This is a genomic window from Marinobacter zhejiangensis, assembly GCF_900114775.1.
In the GTDB taxonomy this organism is placed as follows: domain Bacteria; phylum Pseudomonadota; class Gammaproteobacteria; order Pseudomonadales; family Oleiphilaceae; genus Marinobacter; species Marinobacter zhejiangensis.
In genome coordinates this window covers 125,425-152,047 of sequence record NZ_FOUE01000006.1, presented here as the reverse complement: position 1 = coordinate 152,047, position 26,623 = coordinate 125,425, and the positions used below count along the sequence as shown (strand labels likewise).

Here is a 26,623-nt window from a genome sequence, read left to right as displayed (position 1 = left end):
CGACTTTCCAAACCTCGGGCTGCGTATTAGTCTGTTTCCAACAAATAATTAATCACCGAAAAAGGATTTTTGGATGACCTTGCAACAACCCATACCTGGCTGGACGAGTGTCGGTATTGTACCGCCCATCCGGCCTGGCGCGGACGGAACCAGTGCTGACCGTTCGCCCTATCAGGTCGAACTGGCTCAGTTTTGTGAGCAGTTGGGAACCACACCCGAACGTCGCGCCATTCTCTCGGGCCTGCTGGATTTTCGGCAGGCACTACATCAAGCCGGTGTGGTGCAGGGCTTCCAGTGGCTGGATGGCAGTTTCATGGAACAGGTCGAGGTGACGGAAGGGCGGGCGCCACGGGATGTGGATGTGGTGACGTTTTTTTATCTTCCTGCCGGGGAAACGCAAGGGTCGTTGGCAGGCCGTGCCCAAACCCTGTTTGATCACTCACGCCTCAAGCAGGTTTATAATGTAGATGCGTACTTTTCAATTCTGGGACAGCCGCTGAGTTCACCCATGGTCAAGCAGATTTCCTATTGGTACAGCCTGTGGTCCCATCGCCGGGACGGTCTCTGGAAAGGCTTCGTGCAAGTGAGCCTGGCCCCGGATCAGGACGCTGCCGCAACGCAGGTACTGCTCGCCAAAGGAGGTTTGGACCATGGGTAACAACTATACCTCTCTGAGTTCCGAAGCCTGGCAACTCGAATCCATGCTTGCGGAGATTCCGGAAGAAAATGTCATTGAGCGAATGAGTCTTGAGGCTCGGCTCGAGTCGGTGAAATCCGCACTGGAACGCACCCCCAAGCCGTCCATGGAAAAGAAAGCGAAGTTGACCTTTCGGGGCAAGCCGGTACTGGGAAGCTACGGGATAGCCGCAGACTTCGGTGCCAAAGCCGCTGGCGCTTTCTCGGATGCCTTTGTTGCAGTTGCCGCAGGGCTGGCCGAGAATCTCAAGCACATCGGCCCCTTACCCAATAAAGACAAACATCAACTGCTGATCACCGGCACCGCCATTGGCTCGTTCGGGTTTGAATTTGAGCTGCCGTCTCAGGAGTCCAGTCTGTTTCCGGAGTTGGCCCAGTCGGCGGATGCCATGGAGAAGATCGAATCGTTATTCCGGTTGGCGGCAATCGGCAGTGACGACGACGTGGCTGAGTTGATCGATGAAATCCATCCCCGCTCTGTCAAAAAGGTTCATGACTTCCTCGACTTGCTGGTACAGCAACAAGCCTGGTGCGCTCTCGAGTTCGGTGAACATGCCTTCAGTTACCAGAACTTCGATCAGCTCAAGTCCTCCAGTTTGCGGTTGAAGGAGGACAATATCCGGGAGTCCACGGAAACCTTTGAAGGGGAATTTCAGGGTGTACTTCCAGCGGGCAGGACGTTTGAGTTCAGTTGTGCGAAAGACGGCACGCTGGTTCGAGGCAAGGTCGATCAGACTGTCGATGATGCGGATGTGCTGAACCGGGAGTGGTTGCATAAGCCTGTGAAAGTAACGCTGAAAATCATGCAGGTCGGCCGAGGGCAACCACGTTACACGCTGTCGGCACTAGCGGATATTTCACCATTAATGCCATAACCTTGTTTAGAAGCTCATAACCTGCTGAAAGGTAAGTGATACCTCATTTCATCGCAACTGGAACCGAGGGGCGAGTGAGCACGATGATTTTGGTAAAGTGGGGCACGACTGAGTGGTGCTGAGCCCAGCTGTCGCAAAATTTGCGACAGCTCATGTTCGAGAGGGACTTGAGCCGATGGAAAACTGGACACCACAATCCAAAAGCAATAAGGACCCTAATCCCAGATACTGGCATGACGTCGGCTAATTGATGATCCACCTCCGCTGCACCAAAAAGCTCCTCGCCAAACTCCCACTGACCAGCGCCGGCAGGCTGAACGGCAAGCGGCCACTGCCCCTCGCCGCCAACGACGAGGCCGAGAGCCTGCTCAGTGGCTGGCACGCCAACCTGCTCACCATCCAGCGCCGCAACTGTGTGCTGTTTATCCACGACGCCACCCGGTTCCCGGTGCTGGCCACCTGCCTGACCAAACCGGATTTTGCCGATCTGGACTGGTGGTTTCAGGATGCCCTGATGAACACCCTGCTCAAGGCGGGGGCCAATGACGCTCAGATGGAGGTCGCTGCGGGTGCGCTCGGGCCGTTGGTGTGTGACACGGAGTGCGACCGCTCCGTGCAGGGCACGATGAACCAGATGAAGCAGGATCTGGAACACCAGGTCTGGTACGACAACCTGTCGATTACCGACCTGGCGCCCTACAGCACCGGCGTCTGGCTGGCGGAGCGACCGTGTACGGTGAAGGGTAAGGGATTTATCTGGCCGAAAAAGGCGATGTTGGAATTGCTGGGAAGGTAAGCGCTCCTCCTGTGCTCTGGTCCGTTACTTTGACAAAATAGAAGGCTAGCATTATATTTGGCATAAATATGCACAAAATATTGTGCATTAGTTTGATCTAAAACTATCAAGATTATTAAGAGAGGTTTCGTTATGGAAACTCACGCCATCTTGGCGGAGAAATCCGTAAGCATCTCTGCGTTGCGCAATAATCCTGCGCAATACTTTGGCGATCAACCCATTGCGGTTTTGAGCCACAACAAACCCGCTGGCTACGTGATTGGTGCAGAGCTCTTTGAGGAGATGATGAGGCTGATTGGAGACAGGGAGGAAGCCCGGGCTTTTCGCGGTCGCTTCCGTCCGTCTGGCGCCGAGTTGGCTGAGTACTGTAAAAGCAGTGCAGCAGCGCTGAAGGATGCCAAGCCTGAGAATCTGGAGGAATTCACCAAGTGGTAGCGGTGTTCACGTCCAAAATTATTGATGGTGCAGTGCCGGAAGGACAGCTAAAGGAACTGGTAGAAGATTTCAGGGAATACAAGTCGACCGGGCGGCGCCCCGATAGTTTTGGACGCGATGTACCTTACGACAGTGATGTCACCCTCAAGATAATTCGAGACGAAGAGGTTCAGCATATTCACCTGAAAGAAGCTGAGTCCGACTGGCCGATACGTGCCATGCAGTTTCAGATGACCAGTGACTGCCATCTACTCTATTGTCAGGGTGCGATGAACGATGACCACTATTTGTTGATCGCCATCCTCAAACCAAACGCCCATGACCTTGCCCGGGACAACAATGTTATGTATCAGGTTGGCAAGGTGGCGGAGCGCTTCCGTAGTATCTATTAGGCTTTAGCCTTTACTGGGTCGGCACCACTCCTTGCCCCATCCTATTTTAGTATTCCATTCGCATGTCCAGAGAGCTGTGGACGAGCCTCCGGTATGGCCTTGCGTACGTCTTTCAGGGCACTGGCCATGGCGGCTTCGGCAGAGCTGGCTTCGCGGGTAAAGTTCAGGGCGAGTCGTCCTTCTTGACCCAGGCCGAGAATCGCGTCGTTGCAGCCGGCTTCAAATAGGCGCTCTTCCAGTTTCTCTGGCTCAAGGGCTTCTGGAATCGCAAACGTAAGCGTAAATTTAAACTCGTTCGTCATTGCTTATGATTCCCCTCTTGGCTAGCTATGGATAGTTTGTATGCGCGATTGCTACCTGGCAATTGTCGATTATGATTTTTGGTACAAGATACCTGCCGACAAAGAAGACATATACTCAGCAAAACCTGTATAAAATCAGTTAACATCGATTCATCGACTGCCCAATTGGAACACCATCATTTGCAGTAGGGACGCCGCATGTCAAAGTTCACTGAGGAAAGGCTGGAACAAGCCATCATTGCGCTGCTTGGGGAACGAGGTTATCCCCATAGCTCTGGTGTGACACTCTCGCGCCAGCCCTCGGAGGTGTTGCTGAAAGACGACCTGGCCAGCTATTTGGCAGTCCGTTATAAAAGTGACGGTATTACCGATGGCGAAATCACAGCGGTCATCAATAAGCTGGACAAGCTTCCCTCTGCAGACCTCTATGGCTCCAACCGCGCCATCCACAAGATGGTGGCTGATGGCTTCCTGCTAAAGCGGGAAGACCCCAATCAGAAAGATTTGTATATCCAGCTGTTGGATTACAGCGACTTGCCGGAGCAACGGCAACCCTCAGCCGATGAACTTCAGACAGTGATTGCTGATGATGGCGAGGCCTTCAACGCAGCCAAGAATCGCTACCGGCTGGTCAACCAGATGGAAATTGAAGGCCTGGAAAAGCGCATCCCCGATGCCATTCTCTACATCAACGGCCTGCCGCTGGTGGTGTTCGAGTTCAAGAGTGCGATCCGGGAAGAGGCCACGATTCATGACGCCTACGTGCAGCTCACCACCCGCTACGCCCGGGATATCCCGGAACTGATGAAGTTCAACGCCCTGTGCGTGATCAGTGATGGGGTGAATTCTCGTATGGGTTCCCTGTTTGCTCCTTACGAGTACTTCTACACCTGGCGCAAGGTAACCGGCGACGAGGCCATTGATCAGGATGGCATCAATGCGCTGCATACCATGATCCAGGGGCTGTTCGATAAGTGCCGGCTGCGAGAAGTGATCCGCCACTTTGTCTATTTCCCGGACAAGTCCCATCGGGAAGACAAGATCGTTTGCCGCTATCCCCAGTTCTACGCCGCCCGCAAATTGTTCGAGAACATCAAGGCTCACCGAAAGCCTGAAGGCGATGGTAAGGGCGGCACGTATTTTGGTGCGACTGGCTGTGGCAAGAGTTTTACCATGCTGTTCCTCAGCCGGTTGCTGATGAAAAGCGTGGACTTCGAAAGCCCCACTATTGTGTTGATCACCGACCGTACCGACCTGGACGACCAGCTCTCCGCCCAGTTCACCAACGCCAAAGCGTACATCGGTGACCAGACGGTGATCAGTGTCGAGAGCCGGGACGACCTGCGGCAGCAGCTGAAAGGCCGAACCAGCGGCGGGGTGTTCCTGACCACCATCCACAAGTTCACCGAAGACACCGAACTGCTGACCGACCGCGATAACGTCATCTGTATCTCCGACGAGGCCCACCGCAGCCAGGTGAACCTGGACCAGAAGGTGCGAGTGACGGAGAAGGGTGTCAAACGCACCTTTGGCTTCGCCAAGTACCTGCACGATTCCCTGCCCAACGCCACCTTTGTGGGCTTCACCGGCACTCCCATTGACGCCACTCTGGATGTGTTCGGTGAGGTGGTGGACAGCTACACCATGACCGAATCGGTGAAGGATGAGATCACCGTGCCTATCGTTTACGAAGGCCGTGCGGCGAAAGTGGTGCTGGATAACGATAAACTCAAGGAAATCGAAGCCTACTACGACCAGTGTGCGGACGACGGCGCCAGCGATTACCAGATTGAAGAGAGCAAGAAAGCCAGCGCCAACATGAACATGATTCTCGGCGACCCGGACCGGATTCGGGCACTGGCGGCGGATTTTGTCCAGCACTACGAGCAGCGCCTGGATGAAGGCGCAACGGTGAAGGGCAAGGCCCTGTTCGTATGCAGTAGCCGCCAGATGGCCTACGACTTCTGGCAACAGGTGGTGGCGCTACGGCCCCAGTGGAACGAGGTGCTGAGCGCCGAAGATGGCGCCAAGCTGACGGAACAGGAGAAGAAAGAAATCAAACCCATGGAGCGGGTGAAGATGATCATGACCCGGGGCAAGGACGACCCCAAGGCGCTCTACGACATGCTGGGGTCAGCGGAGTATCGCAAGGAACTGGACCGGCAGTTCAAGAATGCTCGCTCCAATTTCAAGATCGCCATTGTGGTGGATATGTGGCTGACCGGGTTTGATGTGCCCTTCCTCGATACCATCTACATCGACAAGCCTATCCAGCGTCACAACCTGATTCAGACCATCTCCAGGGTTAACCGCAAGTTCGAGGGCAAGCAGAAAGGTCTGGTGGTGGACTACATCGGCATCAAGAAGCAGATGAACCTGGCCCTGGCCCACTACAACAAGGCAGACCAGCAGAACATCGAGGAGATCCAGCAGTCGATTATCGTGGTCAAGGATCACCTGGACCTGTTGGGCAAACTGTTCCACAAGTTCGATGCCCGTCCGTATTTTGAGGGCAGCGCGCTGGAGCAGCTCAATTGCCTGAATCGTGCGGCGGAGTATGTGCAGGTCACCGACAAGATTGAAAAACGCTTTATGGCTATGGTGAAACGTCTGAAGGCCGCTTACGACATTTGCAGTGGCTCTGAAGGGGTCTCCCAGGTTGAGCGGGACCGGATTCACTTCTACCTGGCGGTGCGCTCCATCGTCTTCAAACTTACCAAGGGTAATGCGCCGGATACCGCGCAGATGAATGCCAAAGTGCGGGAGATGATCACCGAAGCCCTGAAAGCCGATGGCGTGGAGGAGATATTCAAACTCGGTGAGGACACTGCCGAAGCCACCAACATCTTTGACGATGACTACCTGGCCAAGATCGAGAAGATCAAACTGCCCAATACCAAGATCAAGTTGCTACAGCAATTGCTGGCGAAGGCCATTGAGGACTTCAAGAAAGTAAACCGCGCCCGGGGTGTGGATTTCTCCAAACAGTTCAGGGCCCTGGTGGAGCGATATAACGAGCGTAAAGAAGACGATGTGCTGGTCAGCAACGTCCTGGAAGACTTCTCCGACGAGATTATTGACCTGATTCGTGCTCTGAAGAATGAACGGGGATCGTTTGCGGACCTGGGAATCGATCTCGAAGAGAAAGCGTTCTACGACATCCTTCGTGATCTGGCCATCAAATACGATTTCACCTACCCGGACGACAAACTGCTGGATCTGGCCAAAGCAGTGAAAGTGGTGGTGGACGACAAGGTGAAATACACCGACTGGAACCAGCGTGAAGACATCAAGGCGGAGTTGAAGGTGGGCCTGATCCTGGTGCTGGCCAAGCATGGTTATCCGCCAGTAGACCGGGATGAGGTTTACAAGGAGATTTTTGTGCAGGCGGAGAATTTTAAGGCGAACCGCCTTTGATGTGCCCCGGTGGTGCCTGACACTCACTATACTGCCAAGATGAACCCGTACTGGAATAACGCTGCCGTTTGGCTCTTGATCGCCGTGTTGGCGGTACTCAATGGCTTCTTGAGGGAAGCTATCCTGCAACCGCTGCTGGGGGCTCGGTTGGCGCTGCCTGTGAGTGGTGTTGCACTGGCGTTGATCGTTTTGATCGTGACGTTTGTCTGCTTTCGTTGGCTGGCAGGCCCCTACTGGCTGATCGGCATCCAATGGGTGGTAATGACACTGCTGTTCGAGTTTGGCTTTGGCCACTACGTGGCTGGGAAGTCCTGGCCGGAGTTGCTGCAGACCTTCAATGTGCTCAGGGGCGATCTGTTTGTTCTGGTGTTGCTGGTGTCCCTGATAGCGCCACGGTTGGTGGCCTGGCTTTATACCCGCTGAGACCACCGTGACATCCCCTGAGGTTGAACTATCTTGAAGGAAACTGAGCGGGGAAATCCCATGACACCGCTGTTTCCGAATCAGCCTGAGGGCGCGCTCTATCTCACCGAAGGCGGCGCTGAGACCGAAATCATGTACAAGTTCGGTTTCGAGTTGCCGCACTTTGCCATGTTTCCGCTGCTGGATAACCCCGCGGCTGTGGATGCGCTGACCGGCATGTACCAACGCTATCTGGATACTGCTGCCCGGCATGGGTTTGGCGCGCTGGTGAGTGGTCTGGATTACCGGGCCAGTCCGGATTGGGGCGAGCTGCTGGGTTATTCACCCCAGGGCCTGGCGGATATGCAGCACCGCTGCATCGGGTTCCTGCGCGACGTGGCCAAGCCCTACCAGAGCCAGCTTCCGGACATTCGGATCGCCGGGGTGGTTGGGCCGAGAGGGGATGCCTATGCCCTGAACCGGTCGATTACCGAAGCGGAGGCGGAAGACTATCATGCCATCCAGATGGCCACCCTGAAGGCGGCCGGTGTCGATATGGTCTGGGGGGCGACGTTCAATAATGTGCCGGAAGCTGTTGGCGTTGCCCGTGCTGCGGCCCGCGAAGGGCTTCCGCTTTGCCTGTCGTTTACCCTCGACAGCCGCCACCGGCTGAATTCGGGCCCCAGCTTGAAGGATGCGATTGAGTCGGTGGACCGGTCAACCGGTGTCGCCAGGCCAGGCTGCTACGGCATCAACTGTTCCCATCCTGTCGAGTTCGAACCGGCACTTGAGCCCGGTGACTGGATCCAGCGCATCCGTAGCCTGCGCCCCAATGCGGCCAAGATGGACAAGATTTCGCTGTGCAAACTGGGACACCTGGAGGAGGGGGACCCGGTCGAGCTGGGGCAGCTGATGGGCAGCCTGGCCCGGCGTTATCCCCATATCGATATGTGGGGCGGCTGTTGTGGAACCTGGGAAACCCATCTTGAAGAAATTGCCCGAAATGTGGCCGGGGCTAAGTCATCCAATGCCTGAGCGCTCTTGTTACGTTAAGGGAACCTTGGCCATTGCCGTGGCGTTGTAACAGGGAAGTGGCGGAGTTCTGATTAACCATGTTGCCCAGACGGCAAGGGATCGTTCATGAAATCATTGGGACAGGGAATCTGGATTTTCGACGGTGGAACGGTGTCTTTCTGCGGGATGCCTTACTCCACCCGAATGACGGTGGTTCGGCTGGCCTCCGGGCAACTGTGGATTCACAGCCCGGTAGCGCTGACTCCGGGGTTACGACTGGAGCTTGATGCCATGGGACCGGTTGCCTATCTGGTGGCCCCGAACGCATTGCACCACCTGTTTCTGGCGGACTGGCAGCAGGTCTATCCGAGAGCGGCGCTGTTTGGCACCGAAGAGCTGATCCGCAAGCGCCCGGACCTGAAATTCAGCGGCGAGCTGAATGCCGGAGATTATTTCCCGTGGACCGGGGACATTGATCAGCTGCTGTTTACCGGCTCCAGTGCGATGGAAGAGTGTGTGTTTTTCCACAAGCCATCCAGCACCCTGATCCTGACCGATCTGGTGGAGAACTTCGCGCCGGAGAAGCTCAGCCCCTGGCAGCGGGTCATGGCCCGTGCGGTTGGGATTGTTGCCCCCAACGGCAAGACGCCACTGGATTGGCGACTCAGTTTCCTGTTTGGTAAGCGTGAAGCCCGGCGACACATGCTCCGCATTCTCAGCTGGAGCCCCAGGTCAGTGGTTATGGCCCACGGCGAAGTGGTGGAAGACGGCGGTGTTGACTTCCTGAAGCGCTCATTCAGCTGGTTGTTGTAGACCGATCTCCTGCGGTCTTGGTCTTTACTGCCTGATCTTCTTTCAGTTAAGGGCCTTAGGCCCCATCCGTCTTAGCTGCACCGTTTGCAACGGTTAAACTTTGGGGTAACTGAGCGGAGCATGCCGCCAGGAGGTGACGCTATGAGCAAGTGGAGCTTCGAGGCCGATTATTTTACGGCCTGCAATTGTGACTGGGGATGCCCCTGTAACTTCAACGCCCGCCCCTCCGAGGGACGTTGCATGGGGTGGGGCGTGTGGAATGTGCTCAAAGGGCAGTTTGATGATGTGCCGTTGGATGGAACCCGGTTTGCCCTGTACTACAAATTTCCCGGACCGGTAGAGGAGGGCGGTGGTGTTGCCTGTGCCTATATCGATTCGCGAGCCAGCGAGGCCCAGCAGAAAGCCCTGGCCGCCATTGGTACTGGCAAGGCCGGGGGCGGAATTTTCGGATTGTTTGGTGCCGAACTGGTGACAAACTGGCTGCCCACCAAAATCGTGCCCATTGAGTTTGAATTCAAGGACGGTACCGGCAAGGTCAGTATCGAAGGGTTCGGTGAGGCCGAGAGCGAGTTGCTGAGCTACCCCGATGGCACCATCATTCGTCCGGAGCTTGGGCTGCCCCACGGCATCGAGTACAAACAGGGGTTAATGACCAACGCCAAACGCTGGTGGTGGCGGGATGAAGACCTGCTGGCCAGCTACGCCGACCGCTATGGTGCGGTGGCCAGGGTGAAGTTTACCGAGGATGGTTGTGTCGGGTGAGGCAAAAAAGAAGGGCCTTTCGGCCCTTCGCGGTGTTCCGGTTGCTCCCGGTCTGACAGCTCATCCTGCCAGTCTTCAAATTCATCCAGCGCCTGACGTCTGTCCAGGCGCGGACGGTGGGTGAGTTTGGCGTCCTGATGGGCGCCGCCCTTGCGCATCAGCGGGTCGCACGCGGCCCAGTTACGCATCGGTTTTGGTCCTTTAGCCATAACTTTTCTCCTTAACCTTTAACACACACGACTTGTTTAAGGGTGTGCACGACTTCCACCAGATCGCTCTGGTTGGCCATGACTTCATCAATGTCTTTGTAGGCGCCCGGAATTTCGTCCAGCACGCCCTTGTCTTTCCGACACTCCACGCCCTGAGTCTGGGCTTCCATGTCGGCACGGTTGAACTGCCGTTTGGCCTGGGTGCGGCTCATGATCCGTCCGGCACCGTGCGAGCAGGAACAGAACGACTCGGCATTGCCCTTGCCCCGGACGATGAAGGACTTGGCCCCCATGCTCCCCGGAATAATCCCGAGCTGATCCTTGCCAGCGGCAATCGCCCCCTTGCGGGTCAGGAACACCTGTTCACCGAAGTGGGTCTCCCGCACCACGTAATTGTGGTGGCAGTTGATGGCCTCCTTGCTCACTTGGAACTCTGGCAGGTGAGGGCGGATGGCCTCCACTACCAGCCGCATCATCTCGCGACGATTGACCAGGGCGTATTCCTGGGCCCATTCCACCGCCTGCACATAGTCGTCAAAGTGATCTGCCCCTTCCGAGAAGTAGGCCAGATCCTTGTCCGGCAAATGCAGTTGGTGGCGTTGAGCATCCTTCTTCGCCAGGCTGATGAAGTAGCGCCCGATGACGTTGCCAATGCCCCGGCTGCCGGAGTGCAGCATGATCCACACATCCTGGCTTTCATCGATGCACAGCTCGATGAAGTGGTTGCCGCCACCGAGGGTGCCAAGCTGCTTCGCCCAAACCTGCGGCTTTTGCATCTTGGTCAGTCCCGGGTGTTTGCCCAGAATTTCATCCAGCACAGCGTCCAGCTGGGCCACCGACTTGCGCTGGATGCTGGGGCGGCTGTGCATGTCAAAGCCCACCGGCACCGCGGCTTCGATGGCGCTGCGGATTCTGCGCAGGCTCTCTGGCAGCTGGCTGGCCTTGAGGGTCAGCCGAACCGCGTTCATGCCACAGCCAATATCCACGCCAACCGCTGCGGGGATGATGGCTCCGAGGGTCGGGATGACCGAGCCTACCGTGGCGCCAATGCCCATGTGTACATCCGGCATGGCCGCGATGTGGCTATGGACGATGGGTAGCTGGGCAATATTGGCCAGCTGGTTGAGGGCGCCGTATTCCACCTGGTCGGTGTAAATTTTGACCGGCACCCTGCCTTTGTTGATCGTTGTCCGAATCGGCATAACGAATTCCTTCTCATAAAACTTAAGTGCCGACGCAGCCCGTTTGAGGGGATAGCTAACCGCCTGAAACGAAAAAACCCTGATGAACAGGGTCCACCAGGGTTTCTATGCGTTCTGCATATCACTGCGCCGGAAGACCTTAATGCCTTCCAGCCGATAGGGAGGAAGGCAGTATCAGTTACTGGATACCTGCTTGAGTTGTGACATGATTTCCTCCCTTGACGTTGTACCCGACGGCCATGCCGCAGGGTGTGTGATTAATTGGGGGGCAAGCTTACGCCGGTTTATCCGGTTTGCCAAGCTGGTTGTTATGTGATCAGCGAAAAAGTAGGCCATACTCAACCAATGGATCATGGAACTGACACACGAACGGGGTATGAATAAAGGAAGTGGAGGGTTCACGATGTCTGATCCGAATAATGAACAAGTTGTCGTCAGGGAACAAACCTTCGTCGAGGAGATGGTGAACTCGCTGACCCACGGCGTTGGGGCACTGATGGCGGTGGCTGCTGCGACGTTGTTGATTACCCTGGCCAGCCTGGATGGTGATCCTTGGAAGATCGTCAGCGTATCCATCTACGGCGGCTGTCTGTTTCTGCTGTACACGGCTTCGGCGCTGTACCACGGTATTCAGCACGTTAAGGCAAAGACACTCCTCAATATCTTCGACCATTGCTCAATCTACCTGCTGATTGCGGGCACCTATACACCGTTTCTGCTGGTGACGATACGTGGCCCTTGGGGCTGGGGCCTTTTCGGGGTGGTCTGGACGTTCGCGGTGGTAGGGATCGTGCTCAAGATCGTCAAGTCACGAAAATACGAAACCGCCCACTTGCTGAACTATCTGGTGATGGGGTGGCTGATGGTGCTGGCGTATGACGAGCTGTTGGCCCAAAGCTCCGAATTTGTCGTGAACATGATCATCGCCGGTGGGATTTCCTATTCGGTGGGGGTGATCTTCTTCATGCTGGACCGGGTGCCGTTCATGCATGCCATCTGGCACCTGTTTGTCCTGGGTGGAAGCGTTTGTCACTACATCGCGGTGTTTGCCGACGTTGTGTGACGCTCAGGCTTTCTTCCCTACGTATTCCAGCCAAAGCAGGGTATCGACATAGCCCGCAAAGTGGCGGGCATACTCCGGTGACAGCGCGCGCATCTGCTTGAGCGCCCGGGTCACCAGCCGGTGCGGGTTCATGGGCCCGGCGTCCGCTGGTGTGCGTGCGATGGCATCCTCAATCAGCTGTTCTATGGTCTGTCGTGCCTGTAAGGCCCGCAGCTCCCCAAGGGCTTTCAGCTCACGGCGAGGTGGTGCGACGGCGAGTGAACCTACGGGGACCGGCACCTGCCAAGAGCCTCCTGCAGGAATCTCGTCAGCGCTGGCTGTCTCGTCCGGCGCCCTCAACACATGCAGCAGTGCCGCTAACGGGGTCGGTCCGGTCTGGTCCGGGGTGGAGTCCTGTGCCTCCGCTTTCGGTTTCCGGGCGCGGGTTTGGGACTCGGTGAAGCGGGTCTCAAACTCATCGATGGCACCGGTCAGCCGGTCGGCTACGTTCTGGTTCACCCGGGGCCGGCCCTGAAGGCGCTGGGTCAGGGAAGTCAGGTAGCAGAACCGGACTGGGTCGTAGCCGTCGGCGCCCTGGGCTTTGAGTTGATCCAGGCGGCGGGCCTGCTCCTGAATGAGGCCGTCACTCACTGGCCATGCTCTCCTGGGAAAGGCGCGGCACCGTGCTGATTTCGACCCGACGGTTCTGGGCCCGGGATTGTTCATCGGCATTGGGAACTGCCGGATGGTTGGGACCAAAGGCGGCGGCGAACACTCTGTTTTCCGGCATTCCCTGTTCGATCAGGGTTCGGGTGACGGTCAGTGCCCGTTGTGCGGATAGCCCCCAGTTGTCGTCGTAGCGGCCGTTGCCACGCCGGATTGGCAGGTCATCGGTAAAGCCGCTGACCATCAGCAGTTCATCGTGCTGGCTCAGGTATACCTGCAAGGGCGCCACCAGTGATTGCAGAAGTTCGCTGCCTTCGGGCTGCAACTGGTCGGAATTGAGTCCGAACAGGACGTTGCCGCTGATGCCGATCCGGCCGTCACGGAAGGTGATACGGCCACTGGCCAGCGGGTCGGCCAGCGCCTGCTCAAGGGCCATGCGCCGCTGTTCTTCCGCCAGGCGGGCCTGTTTTTCCTGTTCCAGGGACTGGCTCAGTTCGAGCTGGACACCAATTACCCACACCAGCACGAGTACCAGGATGCCGACCAGTGCGGCCATCAGGTCAGAGAAAATGGCCCAGACCGGTGTTGCCTGGCCGTCAACGTCGTGAAGCTCCTCCATCCGTTGCGCTCCTTAGCTCGTGACGGCGGCTGGCTGGCCGCGGAGAGCACCGAGCGCATCAATGACGTCTTTCTGCGATGTCATGCTTAACTCGATGACCTCGCGGGCCTGCTCAACGTAATAGGCCAGTTGCTCATCGCTGCGGGTGGCGGAGGCTTCCAGTGAACGTTCAACCTGGGTCAGGCTGGCCAGGAGCTTGTCATTGGATTCGGTGAACAGCGTCACGGCGAGGCTGAAGGCATCGCTCAGGCTGGCCACTTCCTGGGCACTGCCGGTCACCTCATCGGCTACATCGGCAAGCCGGGCATTCTGTTCGCTGACCTGGGCGGAGAAGGTGTCACTGACGCCACTGAGGGTTTCGCTGGTGGAGCGGATCAAGGTCTCGATGGCCTCGCGCTGCGCTGCCGCAGCATCACGCTGGCTGTTGAGCAGGGCATCCAGCTCGCTCATGATGCGGTGACGCTCGCTGAGGAGCTCGTTGTCCCGCTCGGCGTTGCGGGCCATTTCCTGACGCAGTTGTGTAATGACGTCGGCGGCCGCCTTGGGAGTTTCCGATGCGGTTTCGATCAGCCGGGTCATTGGGGCTTCGAGGGCCGTGCCAAGCTGGGTGAGGTGGCTGGCGACAGTCGCTTCCAGCTCTGCCAGCCTCTGCACCGCCGCTTCGCCACGCCTGCGTTCTTCATCGTTCAGGTTGCCCAGCTGCTGGCGTATGGCCTCGGTCAGTGCCTCAAGGCCATGTTGCTGGCCGTTCAGCAGGCTCTGGGTTGTGGTCTGGAACGACTCATTATGCGATGTGAGTGACGCGCTGATGTCACGGACCAGGTCGGCGCTGCTTTTCTGGTGCTCGGCGAGGCCATGGTGCCAGCTATTGGCAGCCTGCTCCGTGGTGGCTCGGAACTCGTTGCTGAGCTGTGCGAGCTGCTCTCCGGTACGGTCGGTCAGCTGCTGGTGAACCTCGCCTGCGTGTTCCAGCATTTGCCGGGCCTCATCACGGATCTCCTCGCGATGGCTCTTGAGGGACTCGCCCACCTCTTTCGCCAGCTCGGCGCTGACTTTCTGGTGTTCTGACAGGCCGTTGTGCCAGCTGCTGGCGGCACGCTCTGTGGTGGCGCTGAACTGCTGGTTGATGTCGGCCAGTTGCTTGCCGGTTTGCTCGGTGAGCTGTTGCTGTGTGTTGGCGAGCTGTTCGAGAACCTGTTGGGCACCGTCACGGAAATCCGCGTTGTGAGTCTGAAGCGCCTGCCTGATGTCGTCGGCAAACGCCTGGCTGGCCTGGTTCTGTTCAGCCAGACCCTGTTGCCAATGCGTGGCCGCCTGTTCCGTGGTGTGCTGGAACTGTTGTGCCAGGGTGCTTAGCTGGCGCTCGGTAATGTCGGTCAGTTGCTGGTGGGTGTGGCCAGCCTGCTCGCCAAGCTGGGCCATGGCCTGCTCCATGATGGGCGTAAGGCCTTCGGCTGCCAGGCGGCTGCTGTCGCGCAGGGTGTCCTGCAGGGATTGCGCCACCGACTCCGCCAGTTGCTGGTACTGGGCGGACACTGCGGTGTGGAAGTCGTCCTGGTTGCGGGTCAGGGTGCCGGTTAGTTGCTCGCTCATCTGTTCCAGTCGGCTGGTCATGGCCTGCATGGCGGTGACCAGCTCCGGGAGCGTCTGTGATTGTGTCTGAAGGGCGGTGAAGGCCTGTTCCCGTTGATGGTTCAGGGACAGGTGGTGCAGTTCCTGGCGTACCTTGTTTTCAAGTGTGCGGGATACGACGGTGCGGTCGCGGCGGCTGAGGGTTGCTGCAAGTCCCAGCATTGCCGAAGCAGCAACGCCGGCAATGGACGTGCCAAAGGCCAGGCTCAGGCCCTGAATCGGTGCCGCCAGGGCGCTGCGAATGGCGCTCAGTTCGCTGCTGCCGTTAAGGGCGGTGGCGGCGCCGTCGAGGGTCACAATCATGCCGACAAAAGTGCCGAGCAGCCCCAGCATGACCAGAAGCCCGGTGAGGTAGGGGGTCAGCATGGGGCCGGGCAGGGCGATGGGGGCGCCTTCAACCCGACGACGTACTGCGTTCTGCAAAGACGGGGGCAGTCTGGCGATCCAGTCGCCGAGTTGCTCCCGGGTTTGTGGCAGGGTGTTCAGACCGGTGTCGAGCTGGCCGGTGGTACGGCGAAAGTGCATCAGCTCCAGAAACCCGAAGCCGTAAACCGCACCGATGAGCAGGGTCACGGTCAGGGCGATCGGGTCCGATTCACGAAAACCCAGCCCGATCCAGCCAACGACGCCAGCGCCGAGCAGGAAGGTCAGGAGAAAAAGAAGGCGTGTCATGGGGTGTTGCTTACCTCGTTGGTGTATGCCTCCAGCAAACCGATGGCGGGCTCCAGCCGAACATCCAGTTCAGCGAGTAACAACATCTGCATTTCATTGCAGTACTGGTGGAGCCAGCCGCCGGGCTTGGTCCAACCCTGTGCGGGGGAGTGAGCCGGGTCATGGTCTTGCTGGTCGAAATTCATCTGTTGCCGGCTTTGCCAGAGGGCGTCGAAGCGTTTTTCGAGTACCGTCGGCAGTGTGGCGAAACCCTGGCTGGTGTAACCGGCCAGGGTGTGATCAAACACGGTATCCAATTGCGCCAGATGGGCCATTGCCGGGCCCGTGGTCGCTATGGCGGTGCGGATGCGGGTGCGCAGCTGACGTGTGCCGGCGGCCAGCTCCCGCTGTCGCGCCAAGTAAAAGTTCAGGTACGTTGCACGCTCCGGCGGTACGTTGCCCGCTTCCTCCAGGTCCTGATCCAGAGGTGGCAGACTGGGCATGGTGTCGGAGGGCGAGGCGGTGAAGCTCTGGCGCACTCTTTCCATCAGCTTGCTGCGGGTGGTTACCAGGTCGGACCTGAGCTTGTCGGCCTTTTCAGAGTCGGCTTCAAAAGGACCCTTGGCGCGAAATCCGATGGCACTGTCCAGTTCCATGGTGTCCGCCAGGCCAAACAGGCGCCCGAGCCGCTCAGCAAAACAAGCGTGGCTATCGGTAGTGGCTGTCTGGCCGAGAGCCGACACCAGTTGCACCAGTCGGGCACTGTGTGGGGCGGCTTGGGGAATTGTCCGGGCAATTGTCATCTGGCGGCCCCTGAATAACGCGCCGGCCCGGGAGATTCCCGGGCCGGAGGCAATAACGAAAGGGGCCTATTCTAATCGTTAACGGGTAACGATGACATTCACTTCCGGGCCGTTATCGCACCGTCATCGTTAAACGATTGAAACTATTCTTTCATCTTGGGAGGTTGTTCTCGGCCCTGGGGAGTCAGCCTGGTTGCATTCGACTGGCTGAGGCGTGCCATGGAGTTACTCCTCGCCATTGAATGGCCACGGCAGCGACTGGATGAACTGGCGATAGGGTTCGTAGGTACTGCTGCCGGGCTGGCCGTAGCGTTCTTCGATCAGTGGCAGGGTGTGCTCCATGTGGAAGAAAGCACAGTGCTCGCCATCGATCACGTTGAAGTACTCCGCCAGCAATGGCAGGTGGTCCACGCTGTGTCCGGCCAGGGCCAGAACTGTGTCTGACAGCGCCGGCTGGCTGTCGCCGCTGCGCAGGAACCCGGCGTCAGGGAACGCGTTGAACAGCCGCACTGCCGTAGCCAGTTGCTCCGCCACCCCCGGCACCTCTATGGTACGGGACACGAACTGGCGTTCGTTCCATTCGCCGCCGTCCCGGTCGCAGAACAGCAATTCCAGCCGCTGGCCCTTGGCGTTGGCGGGAATATCCTGCATGGCGCTGGCAAGCTGGCGGGCGCCGTCCAGGAGTTCATCGGGCAGGGCGAAGTAGTTGACGTCAATGGTCAGTTTGCCGGCGTTGGTGAAGGCCTGCGCCTGTTGCTCGGTCAGGATCAGCTCTGGTTCCGGCAAGCTCCGGCAGGGTAGTTGCTGCCATTCATCGTCGGAGCCATCCGGGGCCGGGCAGGGCGTTCCATGGGTCAGGTCAACCTGGTCGATCCCGAAGTAGATGGTCAACAGCGAACCGTCCGGGAGCTGCTTCAGGTTGTAGCCAAACAGGTGATAGGCCTCGTGGTTCAGCGGGTTAGTTTGATTGCCGAAGTGGGCGGGCTCCGGTTGCAGTTTGTAGAGAGCCGATCGTTGGGTGATGGCGTGCTTGCCGGAAGCGTCCAGGGTGATTTTCTGCAACGTATCCCCCCAACCGAGCCAGAAGGCGACTTCGTTGTCGCAGAAGTGCACCCTTTTCAAACTCTCGGTCAGTTCTTCCAATGCGTCCTCAAGTGCACCGGTGTTGACCTCTTCGCCTCGGGCATGCTTCAGCAGGCAATTGAACTCTGCCTTGTTGCAACCGCTCGCCTGCTGGGCCAGATAGCGCACGGTGTCGGACCAAAGGATGTCAAAACTGTTCAGGTCAATCAGCTGCATGCCATAGCCAAGGCGCGCGCCCCCGGCGTCGATGGTGATCCTGTCCATGGCGGGCAATAGGGCCAGTCCCAGCCGCGGACTGAAGGCCATCACTCGTTCCTTGCGGTGGATGTCAGGTATGGGGTGCGACGGCAAGGTGTGCAGTTCGATTGCGCCGGAATCGGGGCTACAGCGGTAGAAACCGTGCTCGCCGTCCATGCTGTGGTAGTACAGGAAGCAGCCATCGGTGCGGCGGACGATGGTCCGGTGGTCAATATAGCTGGGGAGTTCAATGTCGGCGATCGGTTGCCAATCCGGTAGCGACCAGCCCATCAGCTTGTCGACTTCCTCCTGTATTCCGTGGGCGTCGGTGGCTCCCTCTTTAGCCAGCGTGGCGGAATACCAGAATTCCTGGCGCTCCTGATCCAGGAAACAGGCGCCCCAGATACCATGCACCGGCAGGGTGAAGACTTTCCGACATTGTTGGGTGTCGAGGTTGCCGAAAAAAACATGGCCAGCCTGATCGGCCACCACGAAGTTCCGGCCGTCGATCTCCGCGGCTAGGAGGATATTGCGCTCGCTGCCGGTCAGTTCGGCCTGCCAGATCAGTTGCTGGCCATTGTCGCAGGGCGTGAGTACTTGCAGTTGGTTCCAGCCACCGTCATTGCGGGGCGACAGGATGAGTTCCGGGTGCTCCATTTTTCTGTCCATAGTCTGCGTTACTTGCTCAGGTATCGTGAAGCCAGGGCCGCGACGGCCCTGGAACTGTCTTTCAGCAGGCTGGCGAGGCCCGGTTCGCAGGCTTCGCTGCGGGTACCCAGCAGTTCTGCCAGGCGTTGTCGGTCCTTGCCGTTGAGGGCCTTGCTGAGATCCGGCAGTGGGCCCTGGCTGGCACGTTCGAACAGGTAGTCGGTCATGCCGTTCTCGAAGGCAAAGGCTAGGCGCAGGGCGTCGGGAATGTCCAGCGGTTCCAGTTTTTGCAGGGCCCAGGCGGCGGCACGGCGATACAGTTCCTGGCTGACGTCCGGGTCGCTGATGCTGTTGTGGCCGACGATCTCATGGTGCCAGCGCTCCTCCATCGTCAGTTCGCTGCTCTGGATCAGGTGGTGCACATAGGTGGGGTGCAGGGCCTGCCAGTCCAGCATTTTCAGGCCAGTGCGGGAATGGTTCAGCATCAGTGTCAGCAAGCGGTTGCTGCGCACCTCGTCAAGCAAGCCCCACAGGTAGAACTGCGGGCCCGCCAGCGTTTCCGCGGTGGTATCAGAGCTGAGCTGCTGATCCAGGGTTTTCTTCAGCCGGGTCTGGATCGCCTTGCGGTCGGGCGATGGCTCGGACGCGTTCAGGTAGGCCAGTACCTGGGCCGCAGTTTCTTCGCCCACCTTGCGTTTGGCCGGACCAACCTGGTCCCACTCCAGACCCTTGTCGACCTTGCTGTTGGCGACCAGGTACTCGGTCAGTGCCTGCTCAAAATCGGCTTCCAGCCAGTCCGGCAGGGGCGCGTCGGGGTGACGACTCCTGAGGTCGGTGAAGAAGCGGATGCGGTCCCGGTCTTCCCGTTTACGCAGCGCCTCGAGCATGTCGGCATACTGCCGGCGGGCACTGGCGCCCAGCATGCTGCGGTCCTCCGGATCGATCTCGCCGAAGTGATCCAACTGGCCAACGTAGCGCTGCCAGTAGCGTTCATTGGCGGGCCGGTAACCGGCCACCTGGGCATCGCTGCACAGCTGGAAAACGTCCAGTTCGGCTTCGCGGACGCCGCTCTTGGTCAACTGATTGTGCAGGGTGTTTTCCAGCGCCGGGTCATCAATACCCTGGTACAGCGGGTAGTTGGAGTGCAGTTTCAGTATCTGCCGAATCACTTTCTGGGGAGCCAGGTCGAGCATCAGACGCCACCAGCGTTCCCGCAGCAGCATCAGCTCCGGCGAGACCCGGGACAGCCAGCCGGCGACCTGGAGCCAGAACAGACTCAACAGGGGCAACTGGAATCCACCTTCAAACTGGAACAGCGCGTAGGCGGGTTGCTGGTCCGATACACGGGGCCCACTCCGGCCGCCATCGCGGTGCAGGCTGCTTTCCAGCATCCGGAACATGTCCTGATGGATCGCGGAATCAAAGGGCGCGGGCTGGCGATCGGTCAGGTACTCCCGCAGTTGCGGGGGCAGGGTGTCGCTGTCTGCCCAGTCACTCAGGGCATCGTACATCGCCTCCGGCAAGCGGGCTTCCAGCCAGGCCGTCAGTTGCTGCGCAGGCTTGTCGGCTACGGTCAGGCTTTGGGCGCACCAGGTGGCGTAGGTTAAGGCGCCCAAGTGAGAAGGCCAATGGCCGGGATCGAGCAGGGCCTTGTGCCCCGCGACCTTGTCATCCAGCGTCTGGAGTCTTGCAAGTTGCAGGGCTTCCCCGGAGTGGTTGAGGCGATCCAGGCTATGGGCAAAGGCGACAAAGCGCTGGTCGTCGGCGGCAGGCTGCTGCTGATAGCGCTGGCGGTAGTCGGCCTCGCTCAGCAACGACCACTCCTGCAGCTTCTCTAACAGGCGATAGGGGAATTGAGGGCAGCCCAGCGCTCGCCAGAACACGTCCAGCATGCGCAGGGCATTTTCATTCCGTTCTGCGCCCTCAGTGTTCGCCCGCAGGCTGGGCAGCAGGGAGGCGAAGTAGTCGTGAAAGTTCGCGATCACGTCGGCGGTGGCGAACGGTGGTTCCAGCCAGTCTGTCAGGTTCACGATAAATGGGTAGAGCGTATCCGGCCCGGTACCGAAGCGACCCATGGCATCGAAGTCGTAGGGCTTTATCCGCGCCAGCAGTTCAATGGCTTGGTCGGGCGTCAGTTCGCCCAGGACATAGCGCCGCAGGTCCGGGCCATTGTTGAGGTTGCCGACAAAACTGAGGGCGTTCTCGAATCGGTTGCCAAACGGCTCACCGCACTCGTCATCCTCCTGATGGGCTTCTGCCACCACCATCAGGGGCGATGAGGTCTGCTGCTGAACGGTCTCGAATACTGCCAGGGCGGCACCTTCCAGGGTGGTGTCCAGGAACGGCAACTGGCTGACCTCGTCGATCCAGTCGCCTTCATCGTACGGGTCGGCGTCCACCGGCCAGCGAGCACGTAGGGTATGGAAGAAGGTCAGTACCGGGAAGGCCTCGCCTTTGGGGGCTTCGCCGGGGTGAGCCAGCAACGGCTGCCGGCGCAGACGTTCGGCCAGTTGGTTGCAGAACCAGTCGTAGTCTTCGGGGTGCTGCTGCAGGTAATCCGCCAGGTCCGGGGTGTTGCCCGGATGGTTGAAGGTGCGGCGAACCTCGGTGTTGTCGCAGTAGACGTAGGCCTTGATCAGGTCGCGGGTCCAGCCGCCGGCCTGAACCAGGATGGGCATCAGTTCGGCGTGGGCGTGCTCATGTTCGGTATCCCAGTACGGAATCAAGAAACTGGCCAGCAGCCAGGCGGTTTCTTCGTGCTCGATGGCCAGCATGAACAGGGCTTCGAGGCCAAACACGTACATGTCGTCGACCCAAAAATCGGCGCTGTCGTTACGGCGGCGGGCAAAGGCGACCATGGCCTCGGCGGTGCGCAGCAGCTCCGGTGTCAGTTCCGGATAGGTCAGCGCCCGGGCGAACAGGATCGGTTCACTGATGTAGGTTTCCTCATCCGCTTCCACTTCCTTGTGGGTGCCTTCCCGGGTGATCTCCAGGGCGAAGGCCAACAGTTTCTGATTCTTTCCGGCATCGTCGGGCTGCAGGCGGCGGTGGCCGTTCTCTGTCTCGGCGACAAACTCGACGTTGAACATCAGCCCAAACTCCTGGCGGAAAGCGTCGCCGGACTGGAGCAGCTCTTGGTAGCGAACCAGTGCGTGGCGAATGCTGTCGGTACTGGAGGGGTTCAGGGGAATGTGGATGTGCTTGTCGAACTGGTTCATCAGAAGGCTCGCCGCTGTTCAGGGGTAAAGGCGAAATAGTACCAGTAGGTAGTTGATATAAAAGTTGTTTTTTCTATTCTTTTGCCGGTCTTTACATTCTCGGTCGCTGGCGATGGTGGTGCTGCCGGTCAGCGGGACCTGGTAATTGTGACAATTGCCTATGAACCCCGTTGTGCCGTTTCCCAACTGGTGAACGCTCTGGGGTTTGAGATAAGGTAGGCCGAATAACGGGCGTCCGCCGGACGTTGCGATGTTACTGCCCAGGCCCGGGTGTCCAGCTTCAAAGGGAGAAGTAAGCATGAAGTCAGTGCTGGTGGTGTTATTGGCGGTTATGTTGGTCGGTTGTGCATCCATGGTGAGGGACGGCGCTATTATCCGGGTTCAGGACAACCTCGCCGATGGCGATTATGCCGATGCCATAGCCATTGCTGACCGGGCGTTGAACGCCTACGACTACAGCGATGACCAACGGGCGCAGTTGCTATTCATGAAAGCCGTGAGCTATCAGAACCTGGAGGACTACCAGACGGCTTTGGCCCTGTATGGCTATCTTGCTTATAAGTACCCGGACACAGAATACGGGTTTCGGGCAGCGACCATTCTTGAATCGGTTGAGCAGAGTCGGGGCAAGCAGGGTGCCCGGCCCCTATAACGTCCTTTTAGGCTGATACATGCTGGCATTTGGAATTGCCTATTCGGTGCTGTTGATTGCTTCCGGCCTGAGTCTGGATCGCCGGTTGCGTTATGGCGGTGCTTTGTTGGCCTGCTTGCTGGCGCTGTGGGTGGGTTACAGTTCCTGGCAGTTTTCGGTGTATGTCCTCGGATACCTGCTGCTGTCGGCCTGGATGGTGGAACGCCCGGCCCGGAACGGCTTGCGATACCTCCATTTCGCCCTGTGGGGCGGTGCGAGCCTACCCCTGCTGGTCCATACCGCGCCGGGCTATGACGGTCTGCTGCTGGCGGAGCAGGTGGTCATGAAGCCTGCCAGCGTAGCGATCGATCTCTACTTCAATCACGACAAGATCTGGGTGGCCTGGTCATTGTTGGGCTGGCTGCCGATGATACGCCAGAGCCTGACACCAAGGCGCGGGTTCCTGCCCTTGCTGACTCCGTTTTTGTTGCTGGCCGGCCTGGCACTGGTGATGCTGCTGGCGACAGTGCTGGAGCTGGTGCACTGGCAGCACGGGCTTCCCGAATGGTTCTGGGTGTTTGCGATTGCCAACTTGCTGAATACCTGCATAGCCGAAGAAATGCTGTTCCGGGGTCTGGTACAGCGCCAGTTACAGATCCGTTTTGGTTGGATTGTGGCTTTGCTGGGCACGTCGCTGTTGTTTGGTCTGGCCCATGTGCCCGGCGGCTGGAGCTTTGTGGCTGTGGCTTCGTTGGCAGGTCTGGTCTACGGCCTGACGTATTTGTGGACGGGGCGGCTGGTCTGGGCCGTTCTGGTTCACTGGCTGCTCAACCTGTCTCACCTGATGTTGTTCACATACCCGTTTTCGGCCTGACGAACGCGACCAGGTTTGTGAGTTCAGCGCCCCGGCAGGAGCCTTCGCATCGCGCCGGCCCCTGGTTTTGTCCTATGATCGAATCATCAACCGATTGATCACTGAGCTTCGCCCGTGACGTGAGGTCATGCATGAAATGGACAGTCGTCATTCTGATTTGCGTATTGCTCACTGCTTGCAGTGACCGCTCTGCCCCCGTGGCCCTTGGCACCCTGGAGCGGGATAGGGTGGCCCACACGGCGACGGTGAACGAAGTCATTGTTGCACTGCCGGTTGCCGAAGGCAGTATGGTGGCCGCAGGCGACCTGCTGGTTCAGCTCGACACGCGCCAGCAGCAGGCGATGGTGGCCCAGGCCCAGGCCAATGTTGCCCGGGCCGAAGCCAACCTGGAAAAGTTGCGCAACGGTGCCCGGGAAGAGGAAGTGGCTGCGGCACAGGCCCGGGTAGAGGGTACACGGGCAACCCTGGTTGACGCCCAGCATACCTACCTCAGAAATCGTGACCTGCGAGCCCGCCAGATGGTCAGCCAGGCTGAGCTGGATCGTGCACTGGCCAACCGGGATTCAGCCAGCGCCAACCTGCGGAGCGCCCAGGAGCAGTTGCGTGAACTGACCAATGGCACCCGGGAGGAGGACCTGCGCATGGGCTCTGCAGAGCTGGACGCTGCCCAGGCTATGTTGGCCAGCGAACGCAAGCGCCTGAACGATCTGACCATTACCGCAACCCGCGACGGACTGCTCGATAGCCTGCCCTGGAACCTTGGCGAACGGGTTACGGTGGGCAGCCCGGTGGCGGTGGTGCTGGCCGGTGATGTGCCCTTTGCCCGGGTGTATGTGCCTGAACCCTACCGGGTCAGAATCCGCGAGGGGGACACTCTCCCTGTGCAGGTGGATGGCCTGACGGACGCCTTTGAAGGTACCGTCCGCTGGATCAGTACCGACCCGGCGTTCTCTCCCTATTACGCGCTTAACCAGGAGGAGCGAAGCCGGTTGATGTACCTGGCGGAGATCCAGTTGCCGCCGTCTGCCGCCGACCTGCCGAACGGCGTGCCGGTACAGGCCCGGATGCCGGCGGGGGAGTGATTCAATGACGCAATGGGCAATCGAGGCTACGGCACTTACCCGTCGCTTCGGCGAGCTGGCCGCCGTGTCCAGTCTCGATCTCCAGGTGCCGAGCGGCTCCATCTATGGGTTTCTGGGGCCGAACGGCAGCGGCAAAACCACCGCCATTCGGATGCTGACCGGATTGCTCAAACCGTCCGATGGCCACGTTTCAGTGCTGGGGCTTTCACTGCCGCAAGAGGCCGAGGCGCTGAAGCGGCAGATCGGCTACATGACCCAGCGGTTTTCCCTTTATGAAGACCTGACCGTGTGGGAAAACCTCCAGTTTGTGGCCAGAATCTACAGCCTTGGCTTCAGGGAAGCCCGCAAGCGGATTCAGCAGCTTCTATCGACCTATGGCCTGGAGGCACTGGCCAGACAGCGGGCAGGCAGTATGAGTGGGGGGCAACGACAACGCCTAGCCCTGGCTGCGGCAACCCTCCACAACCCGAGCCTGCTGTTTCTTGATGAACCAACCTCTGCGGTCGATCCCCAGAACCGGCGTGACTTCTGGGAGCAGTTGTTTGACCTGTGCGACCGTGGCACCACCATCCTGGTGTCGACCCACTATATGGACGAGGCCGAACGATGCCACCGGCTGGCCATTCTGGACTCAGGGCAGAAGCGGGCTGATGGGCCACCAGAGGTGCTGATGGCCACCATGGGCGCGCGGGTGGTTGAGCTGGAGGCCCCCGATCTGCGGCAGCTCAAACAGGACTTGTTGGGACTGCCGGAGGTGGTGTCTGCGGCACAGCTTGGTGCGCGCTTACGCGTGCTGGTTGATGACCGGGTTGAGCGTCCGCAGCAATGGCTGGCGGGGCTGCCGCAAGCCCGGATGGCGACCAGCCTGGAAGCGGTGCGGCCGAGTCTGGAGGACGTGTTTGTGACCTGCACCGGCGCAGCCAGGGAGGGGCAGTGAACGGGCTCCGGCGTATTCTGGCCATCATCGCCAAGGAGCTGACCCAGCTGCGGCGGGACCGAATGACCTTTGGCATGGTGGTGATGATCCCGCTGATCCAGCTGCTGTTGTTCGGGTTTGCAATCAATACCAACATCCGGCATATCCCGGTCGCCGTGGTGGATCAGAGCAACAGTGGCTTGTCGCGGGTATTGATGCAAACCATAGCGGCCACCCAGGTGGTTGAGTTCACCGAGCGTTATGCCACGCCGCAGGAGGCCGAGGCCGCGATTGTGGATGCCACGGTCAGGGCCGCACTGATTATTCCGGCGGACCTCAGTGAGCGGGTGGCCCGCCACCCTGCGGTGGGGTTGGGCTCCCCGCCATCGACGGATCAGGAAACCAGCCGCCCAGTGGCGCAATGGGTGGTGGATGGCTCCGATACCATGATCGCCGCAGCCATCAAGGGGCTTCGCGCCATGCCTCTGCAGGAGCTGTTTCGCCAGCCGGCCAACCGGAATGTGCCCACCTTTGAAGTGGCACTCTATTTCAATCCCGAACAACGAACCGTGGTCAACATTGTGCCCGGGCTGGTGGGTATTATCCTGACCATGACGATGATCATGTTCACGTCGGCCGCCATCGTGCGGGAACGGGAGCGTGGCAACATGGAAATGCTGATCAACACACCCGTCCGTCCGATGGAACTGATGCTCGGAAAGATCATTCCGTATGTGTTCATCGGGTTTGTTCAGGTCTCCATCATCCTGGGGTTGGGGTATTGGGTATTCCAGGTGCCTGTGGTCGGTGGCCTTGGTCACCTGGCGGCCATTACCGGTCTGTTTATCGCGGCGAGCTTGTCCCTCGGGCTGGTGATCTCGACGCTGGCGTCAAACCAGCTGCAGGCCATGCAGATGACCGTGTTTGTTTTGATGCCATCGATTCTGTTGTCGGGCTTCATGTTTCCCTACGAGGGCATGCCGGAGCTGGCCCAGCATATTGCTGAGGTGCTGCCGGCGACACACTTCATGCGGGCTGTCCGTGGTGTGGTGTTGCGGGATGCCAGTCTGGCGGACATGTCTGACGATGCGTTCTGGTTGCTCGGCTTCACCGTTCTGGGGCTGGTGCTGGCGTCGTTGCGGTTCAAAAAGCGGCTGGACTGACGGCCAGATGAATGGCTCGATACGAAAGAGTCATTAGGCAGGA

Annotated in this window: 25 protein-coding genes; 16 read left to right on the top strand and 9 right to left on the bottom strand. The window is 59.0% G+C overall.

The genetic code is table 11. The annotated features are described in order from the left end of the window. Window positions 1–73: 73 nt before the first annotated feature. The 5 genes from BMZ67_RS16835 to BMZ67_RS16815 all read left to right on the top strand — a co-directional run bounded on the left by BMZ67_RS16835 (window position 74) and on the right by BMZ67_RS16815 (window position 3,194). Window positions 74–658, top strand: a complete 585-nt coding sequence (locus BMZ67_RS16835; protein WP_092025966.1) for a DUF6932 family protein — start codon at window positions 74–76, stop codon at window positions 656–658. Continuing rightward, complete coding sequence (locus BMZ67_RS16830; protein WP_175481959.1) at window positions 651–1,571, top strand: hypothetical protein; 921 nt, start codon at window positions 651–653, stop codon at window positions 1,569–1,571. The genes BMZ67_RS16835 and BMZ67_RS16830 overlap by 8 nt, the downstream gene beginning before the upstream one ends. 250 nt (window positions 1,572–1,821) lie before the next feature. Then, complete coding sequence (locus tag BMZ67_RS16825; RefSeq protein ID WP_092025960.1) at window positions 1,822–2,367, top strand: DUF6933 domain-containing protein; 546 nt, start codon at window positions 1,822–1,824, stop codon at window positions 2,365–2,367. 132 nt (window positions 2,368–2,499) lie between these two features. Continuing rightward, window positions 2,500–2,802, top strand: a complete 303-nt coding sequence (yafN, locus tag BMZ67_RS16820; RefSeq protein WP_092025957.1) for a type I toxin-antitoxin system antitoxin YafN — start codon at window positions 2,500–2,502, stop codon at window positions 2,800–2,802. Between the two features lie 2 nt (window positions 2,803–2,804). Beyond that, complete coding sequence (locus tag BMZ67_RS16815) at window positions 2,805–3,194, top strand: type II toxin-antitoxin system YafO family toxin (protein ID WP_217642516.1); 390 nt, start codon at window positions 2,805–2,807, stop codon at window positions 3,192–3,194. Window positions 3,195–3,235: 41 nt separating this feature from the next. Here the strand turns inward: BMZ67_RS16815 and BMZ67_RS16810 are convergent, their stop codons facing one another. Then, a complete protein-coding gene (locus tag BMZ67_RS16810; protein WP_092025950.1) occupies window positions 3,236–3,496 on the bottom strand; it encodes a hypothetical protein in 261 nt (86 codons plus the stop codon). A 198-nt stretch (window positions 3,497–3,694) separates the two neighbouring features. Here BMZ67_RS16810 and BMZ67_RS16805 point away from each other — a divergent pair, with 198 nt between their 5' ends. The 5 genes from BMZ67_RS16805 to BMZ67_RS16785 all read left to right on the top strand — a co-directional run bounded on the left by BMZ67_RS16805 (window position 3,695) and on the right by BMZ67_RS16785 (window position 9,904). After that, the gene (locus tag BMZ67_RS16805) at window positions 3,695–6,913 is read left to right on the top strand and encodes a type I restriction endonuclease subunit R (protein WP_092025947.1); all 3,219 of its coding nucleotides are present in this window, start codon (window positions 3,695–3,697) and stop codon (window positions 6,911–6,913) included. 12 nt (window positions 6,914–6,925) lie between these two features. Further along, window positions 6,926–7,336 (top strand): hypothetical protein, encoded by a 411-nt coding sequence (locus tag BMZ67_RS16800; protein WP_217642515.1) that lies wholly within the window; start codon window positions 6,926–6,928, stop codon window positions 7,334–7,336. Window positions 7,337–7,396: 60 nt separating this feature from the next. Then, on the top strand, window positions 7,397–8,350 hold the full coding sequence (locus BMZ67_RS16795; RefSeq protein ID WP_092025943.1) for a homocysteine S-methyltransferase family protein: 954 nt from the start codon (window positions 7,397–7,399) through the stop codon (window positions 8,348–8,350). A 105-nt stretch (window positions 8,351–8,455) separates the two neighbouring features. Beyond that, window positions 8,456–9,142 (top strand): DUF4336 domain-containing protein, encoded by a 687-nt coding sequence (locus BMZ67_RS16790; RefSeq protein ID WP_092025940.1) that lies wholly within the window; start codon window positions 8,456–8,458, stop codon window positions 9,140–9,142. A 141-nt stretch (window positions 9,143–9,283) separates the two neighbouring features. Continuing rightward, window positions 9,284–9,904 (top strand): DUF1326 domain-containing protein, encoded by a 621-nt coding sequence (locus tag BMZ67_RS16785; protein ID WP_175481958.1) that lies wholly within the window; start codon window positions 9,284–9,286, stop codon window positions 9,902–9,904. Here BMZ67_RS16785 and BMZ67_RS16780 read toward each other — a convergent pair. Continuing rightward, a complete protein-coding gene (locus BMZ67_RS16780) occupies window positions 9,853–10,113 on the bottom strand; it encodes a hypothetical protein (RefSeq protein WP_139214394.1) in 261 nt (86 codons plus the stop codon). The two genes, BMZ67_RS16785 and BMZ67_RS16780, sit on opposite strands and share 52 nt — an antisense overlap. Window positions 10,114–10,124: 11 nt before the next feature. Then, on the bottom strand, window positions 10,125–11,315 hold the full coding sequence (locus BMZ67_RS16775; protein ID WP_092025932.1) for an RtcB family protein: 1,191 nt from the start codon (window positions 11,313–11,315) through the stop codon (window positions 10,125–10,127). A gap of 403 nt (window positions 11,316–11,718) precedes the next feature. Between BMZ67_RS16775 and trhA the strand changes: the two genes are divergently transcribed. After that, window positions 11,719–12,378, top strand: coding sequence for a PAQR family membrane homeostasis protein TrhA (trhA, locus tag BMZ67_RS16770; protein WP_175481957.1), 660 nt, complete (start codon window positions 11,719–11,721; stop codon window positions 12,376–12,378). Window positions 12,379–12,381: 3 nt separating this feature from the next. On the opposite strand, the gene BMZ67_RS16765 is transcribed toward trhA, so the two are convergent. The 6 genes from BMZ67_RS16765 to BMZ67_RS16740 all read right to left on the bottom strand — a co-directional run bounded on the left by BMZ67_RS16765 (window position 12,382) and on the right by BMZ67_RS16740 (window position 21,914). Next, on the bottom strand, window positions 12,382–13,008 hold the full coding sequence (locus tag BMZ67_RS16765; RefSeq protein ID WP_175481956.1) for a DUF2894 domain-containing protein: 627 nt from the start codon (window positions 13,006–13,008) through the stop codon (window positions 12,382–12,384). Beyond that, complete coding sequence (locus BMZ67_RS16760; protein ID WP_092025927.1) at window positions 13,001–13,642, bottom strand: OmpA family protein; 642 nt, start codon at window positions 13,640–13,642, stop codon at window positions 13,001–13,003. The genes BMZ67_RS16765 and BMZ67_RS16760 overlap by 8 nt, the downstream gene beginning before the upstream one ends. Before the next feature lie 12 nt (window positions 13,643–13,654). After that, complete coding sequence (locus BMZ67_RS16755; RefSeq protein WP_092025924.1) at window positions 13,655–15,946, bottom strand: DUF802 domain-containing protein; 2,292 nt, start codon at window positions 15,944–15,946, stop codon at window positions 13,655–13,657. Then, the gene (locus BMZ67_RS16750; RefSeq protein WP_092025921.1) at window positions 15,943–16,728 is read right to left on the bottom strand and encodes a DUF3348 family protein; all 786 of its coding nucleotides are present in this window, start codon (window positions 16,726–16,728) and stop codon (window positions 15,943–15,945) included. Before BMZ67_RS16750 ends, BMZ67_RS16755 begins: the two co-directional genes overlap by 4 nt. A 225-nt stretch (window positions 16,729–16,953) precedes the next feature. After that, on the bottom strand, window positions 16,954–18,717 hold the full coding sequence (locus BMZ67_RS16745) for a hypothetical protein (protein WP_139214393.1): 1,764 nt from the start codon (window positions 18,715–18,717) through the stop codon (window positions 16,954–16,956). An 8-nt stretch (window positions 18,718–18,725) separates the two neighbouring features. Next, on the bottom strand, window positions 18,726–21,914 hold the full coding sequence (locus tag BMZ67_RS16740; protein ID WP_092025916.1) for a hypothetical protein: 3,189 nt from the start codon (window positions 21,912–21,914) through the stop codon (window positions 18,726–18,728). A 298-nt stretch (window positions 21,915–22,212) separates the two neighbouring features. Here BMZ67_RS16740 and BMZ67_RS16735 point away from each other — a divergent pair, with 298 nt between their 5' ends. The 5 genes from BMZ67_RS16735 (at window position 22,213) to BMZ67_RS16715 (ending at window position 26,580) form a co-directional block, all read left to right on the top strand. Next, complete coding sequence (locus tag BMZ67_RS16735; RefSeq protein ID WP_092025913.1) at window positions 22,213–22,566, top strand: hypothetical protein; 354 nt, start codon at window positions 22,213–22,215, stop codon at window positions 22,564–22,566. Between the two features lie 19 nt (window positions 22,567–22,585). After that, complete coding sequence (locus BMZ67_RS16730) at window positions 22,586–23,419, top strand: CPBP family intramembrane glutamic endopeptidase (protein ID WP_092025910.1); 834 nt, start codon at window positions 22,586–22,588, stop codon at window positions 23,417–23,419. A 131-nt stretch (window positions 23,420–23,550) separates the two neighbouring features. After that, window positions 23,551–24,501 carry an HlyD family secretion protein gene (locus BMZ67_RS16725; protein WP_092025908.1) on the top strand — a complete coding sequence of 317 codons (951 nt, stop codon included), beginning with the start codon at window positions 23,551–23,553 and terminating at the stop codon, window positions 24,499–24,501. A 4-nt stretch (window positions 24,502–24,505) separates the two neighbouring features. Further along, window positions 24,506–25,438, top strand: coding sequence for an ABC transporter ATP-binding protein (locus BMZ67_RS16720; protein WP_092025905.1), 933 nt, complete (start codon window positions 24,506–24,508; stop codon window positions 25,436–25,438). Beyond that, window positions 25,435–26,580: an ABC transporter permease gene (locus tag BMZ67_RS16715; protein WP_092025903.1), complete on the top strand. Its 1,146-nt coding sequence runs from the start codon at window positions 25,435–25,437 to the stop codon at window positions 26,578–26,580. Before BMZ67_RS16720 ends, BMZ67_RS16715 begins: the two co-directional genes overlap by 4 nt. The last annotated feature ends 43 nt before the right edge of the window (window positions 26,581–26,623 follow it).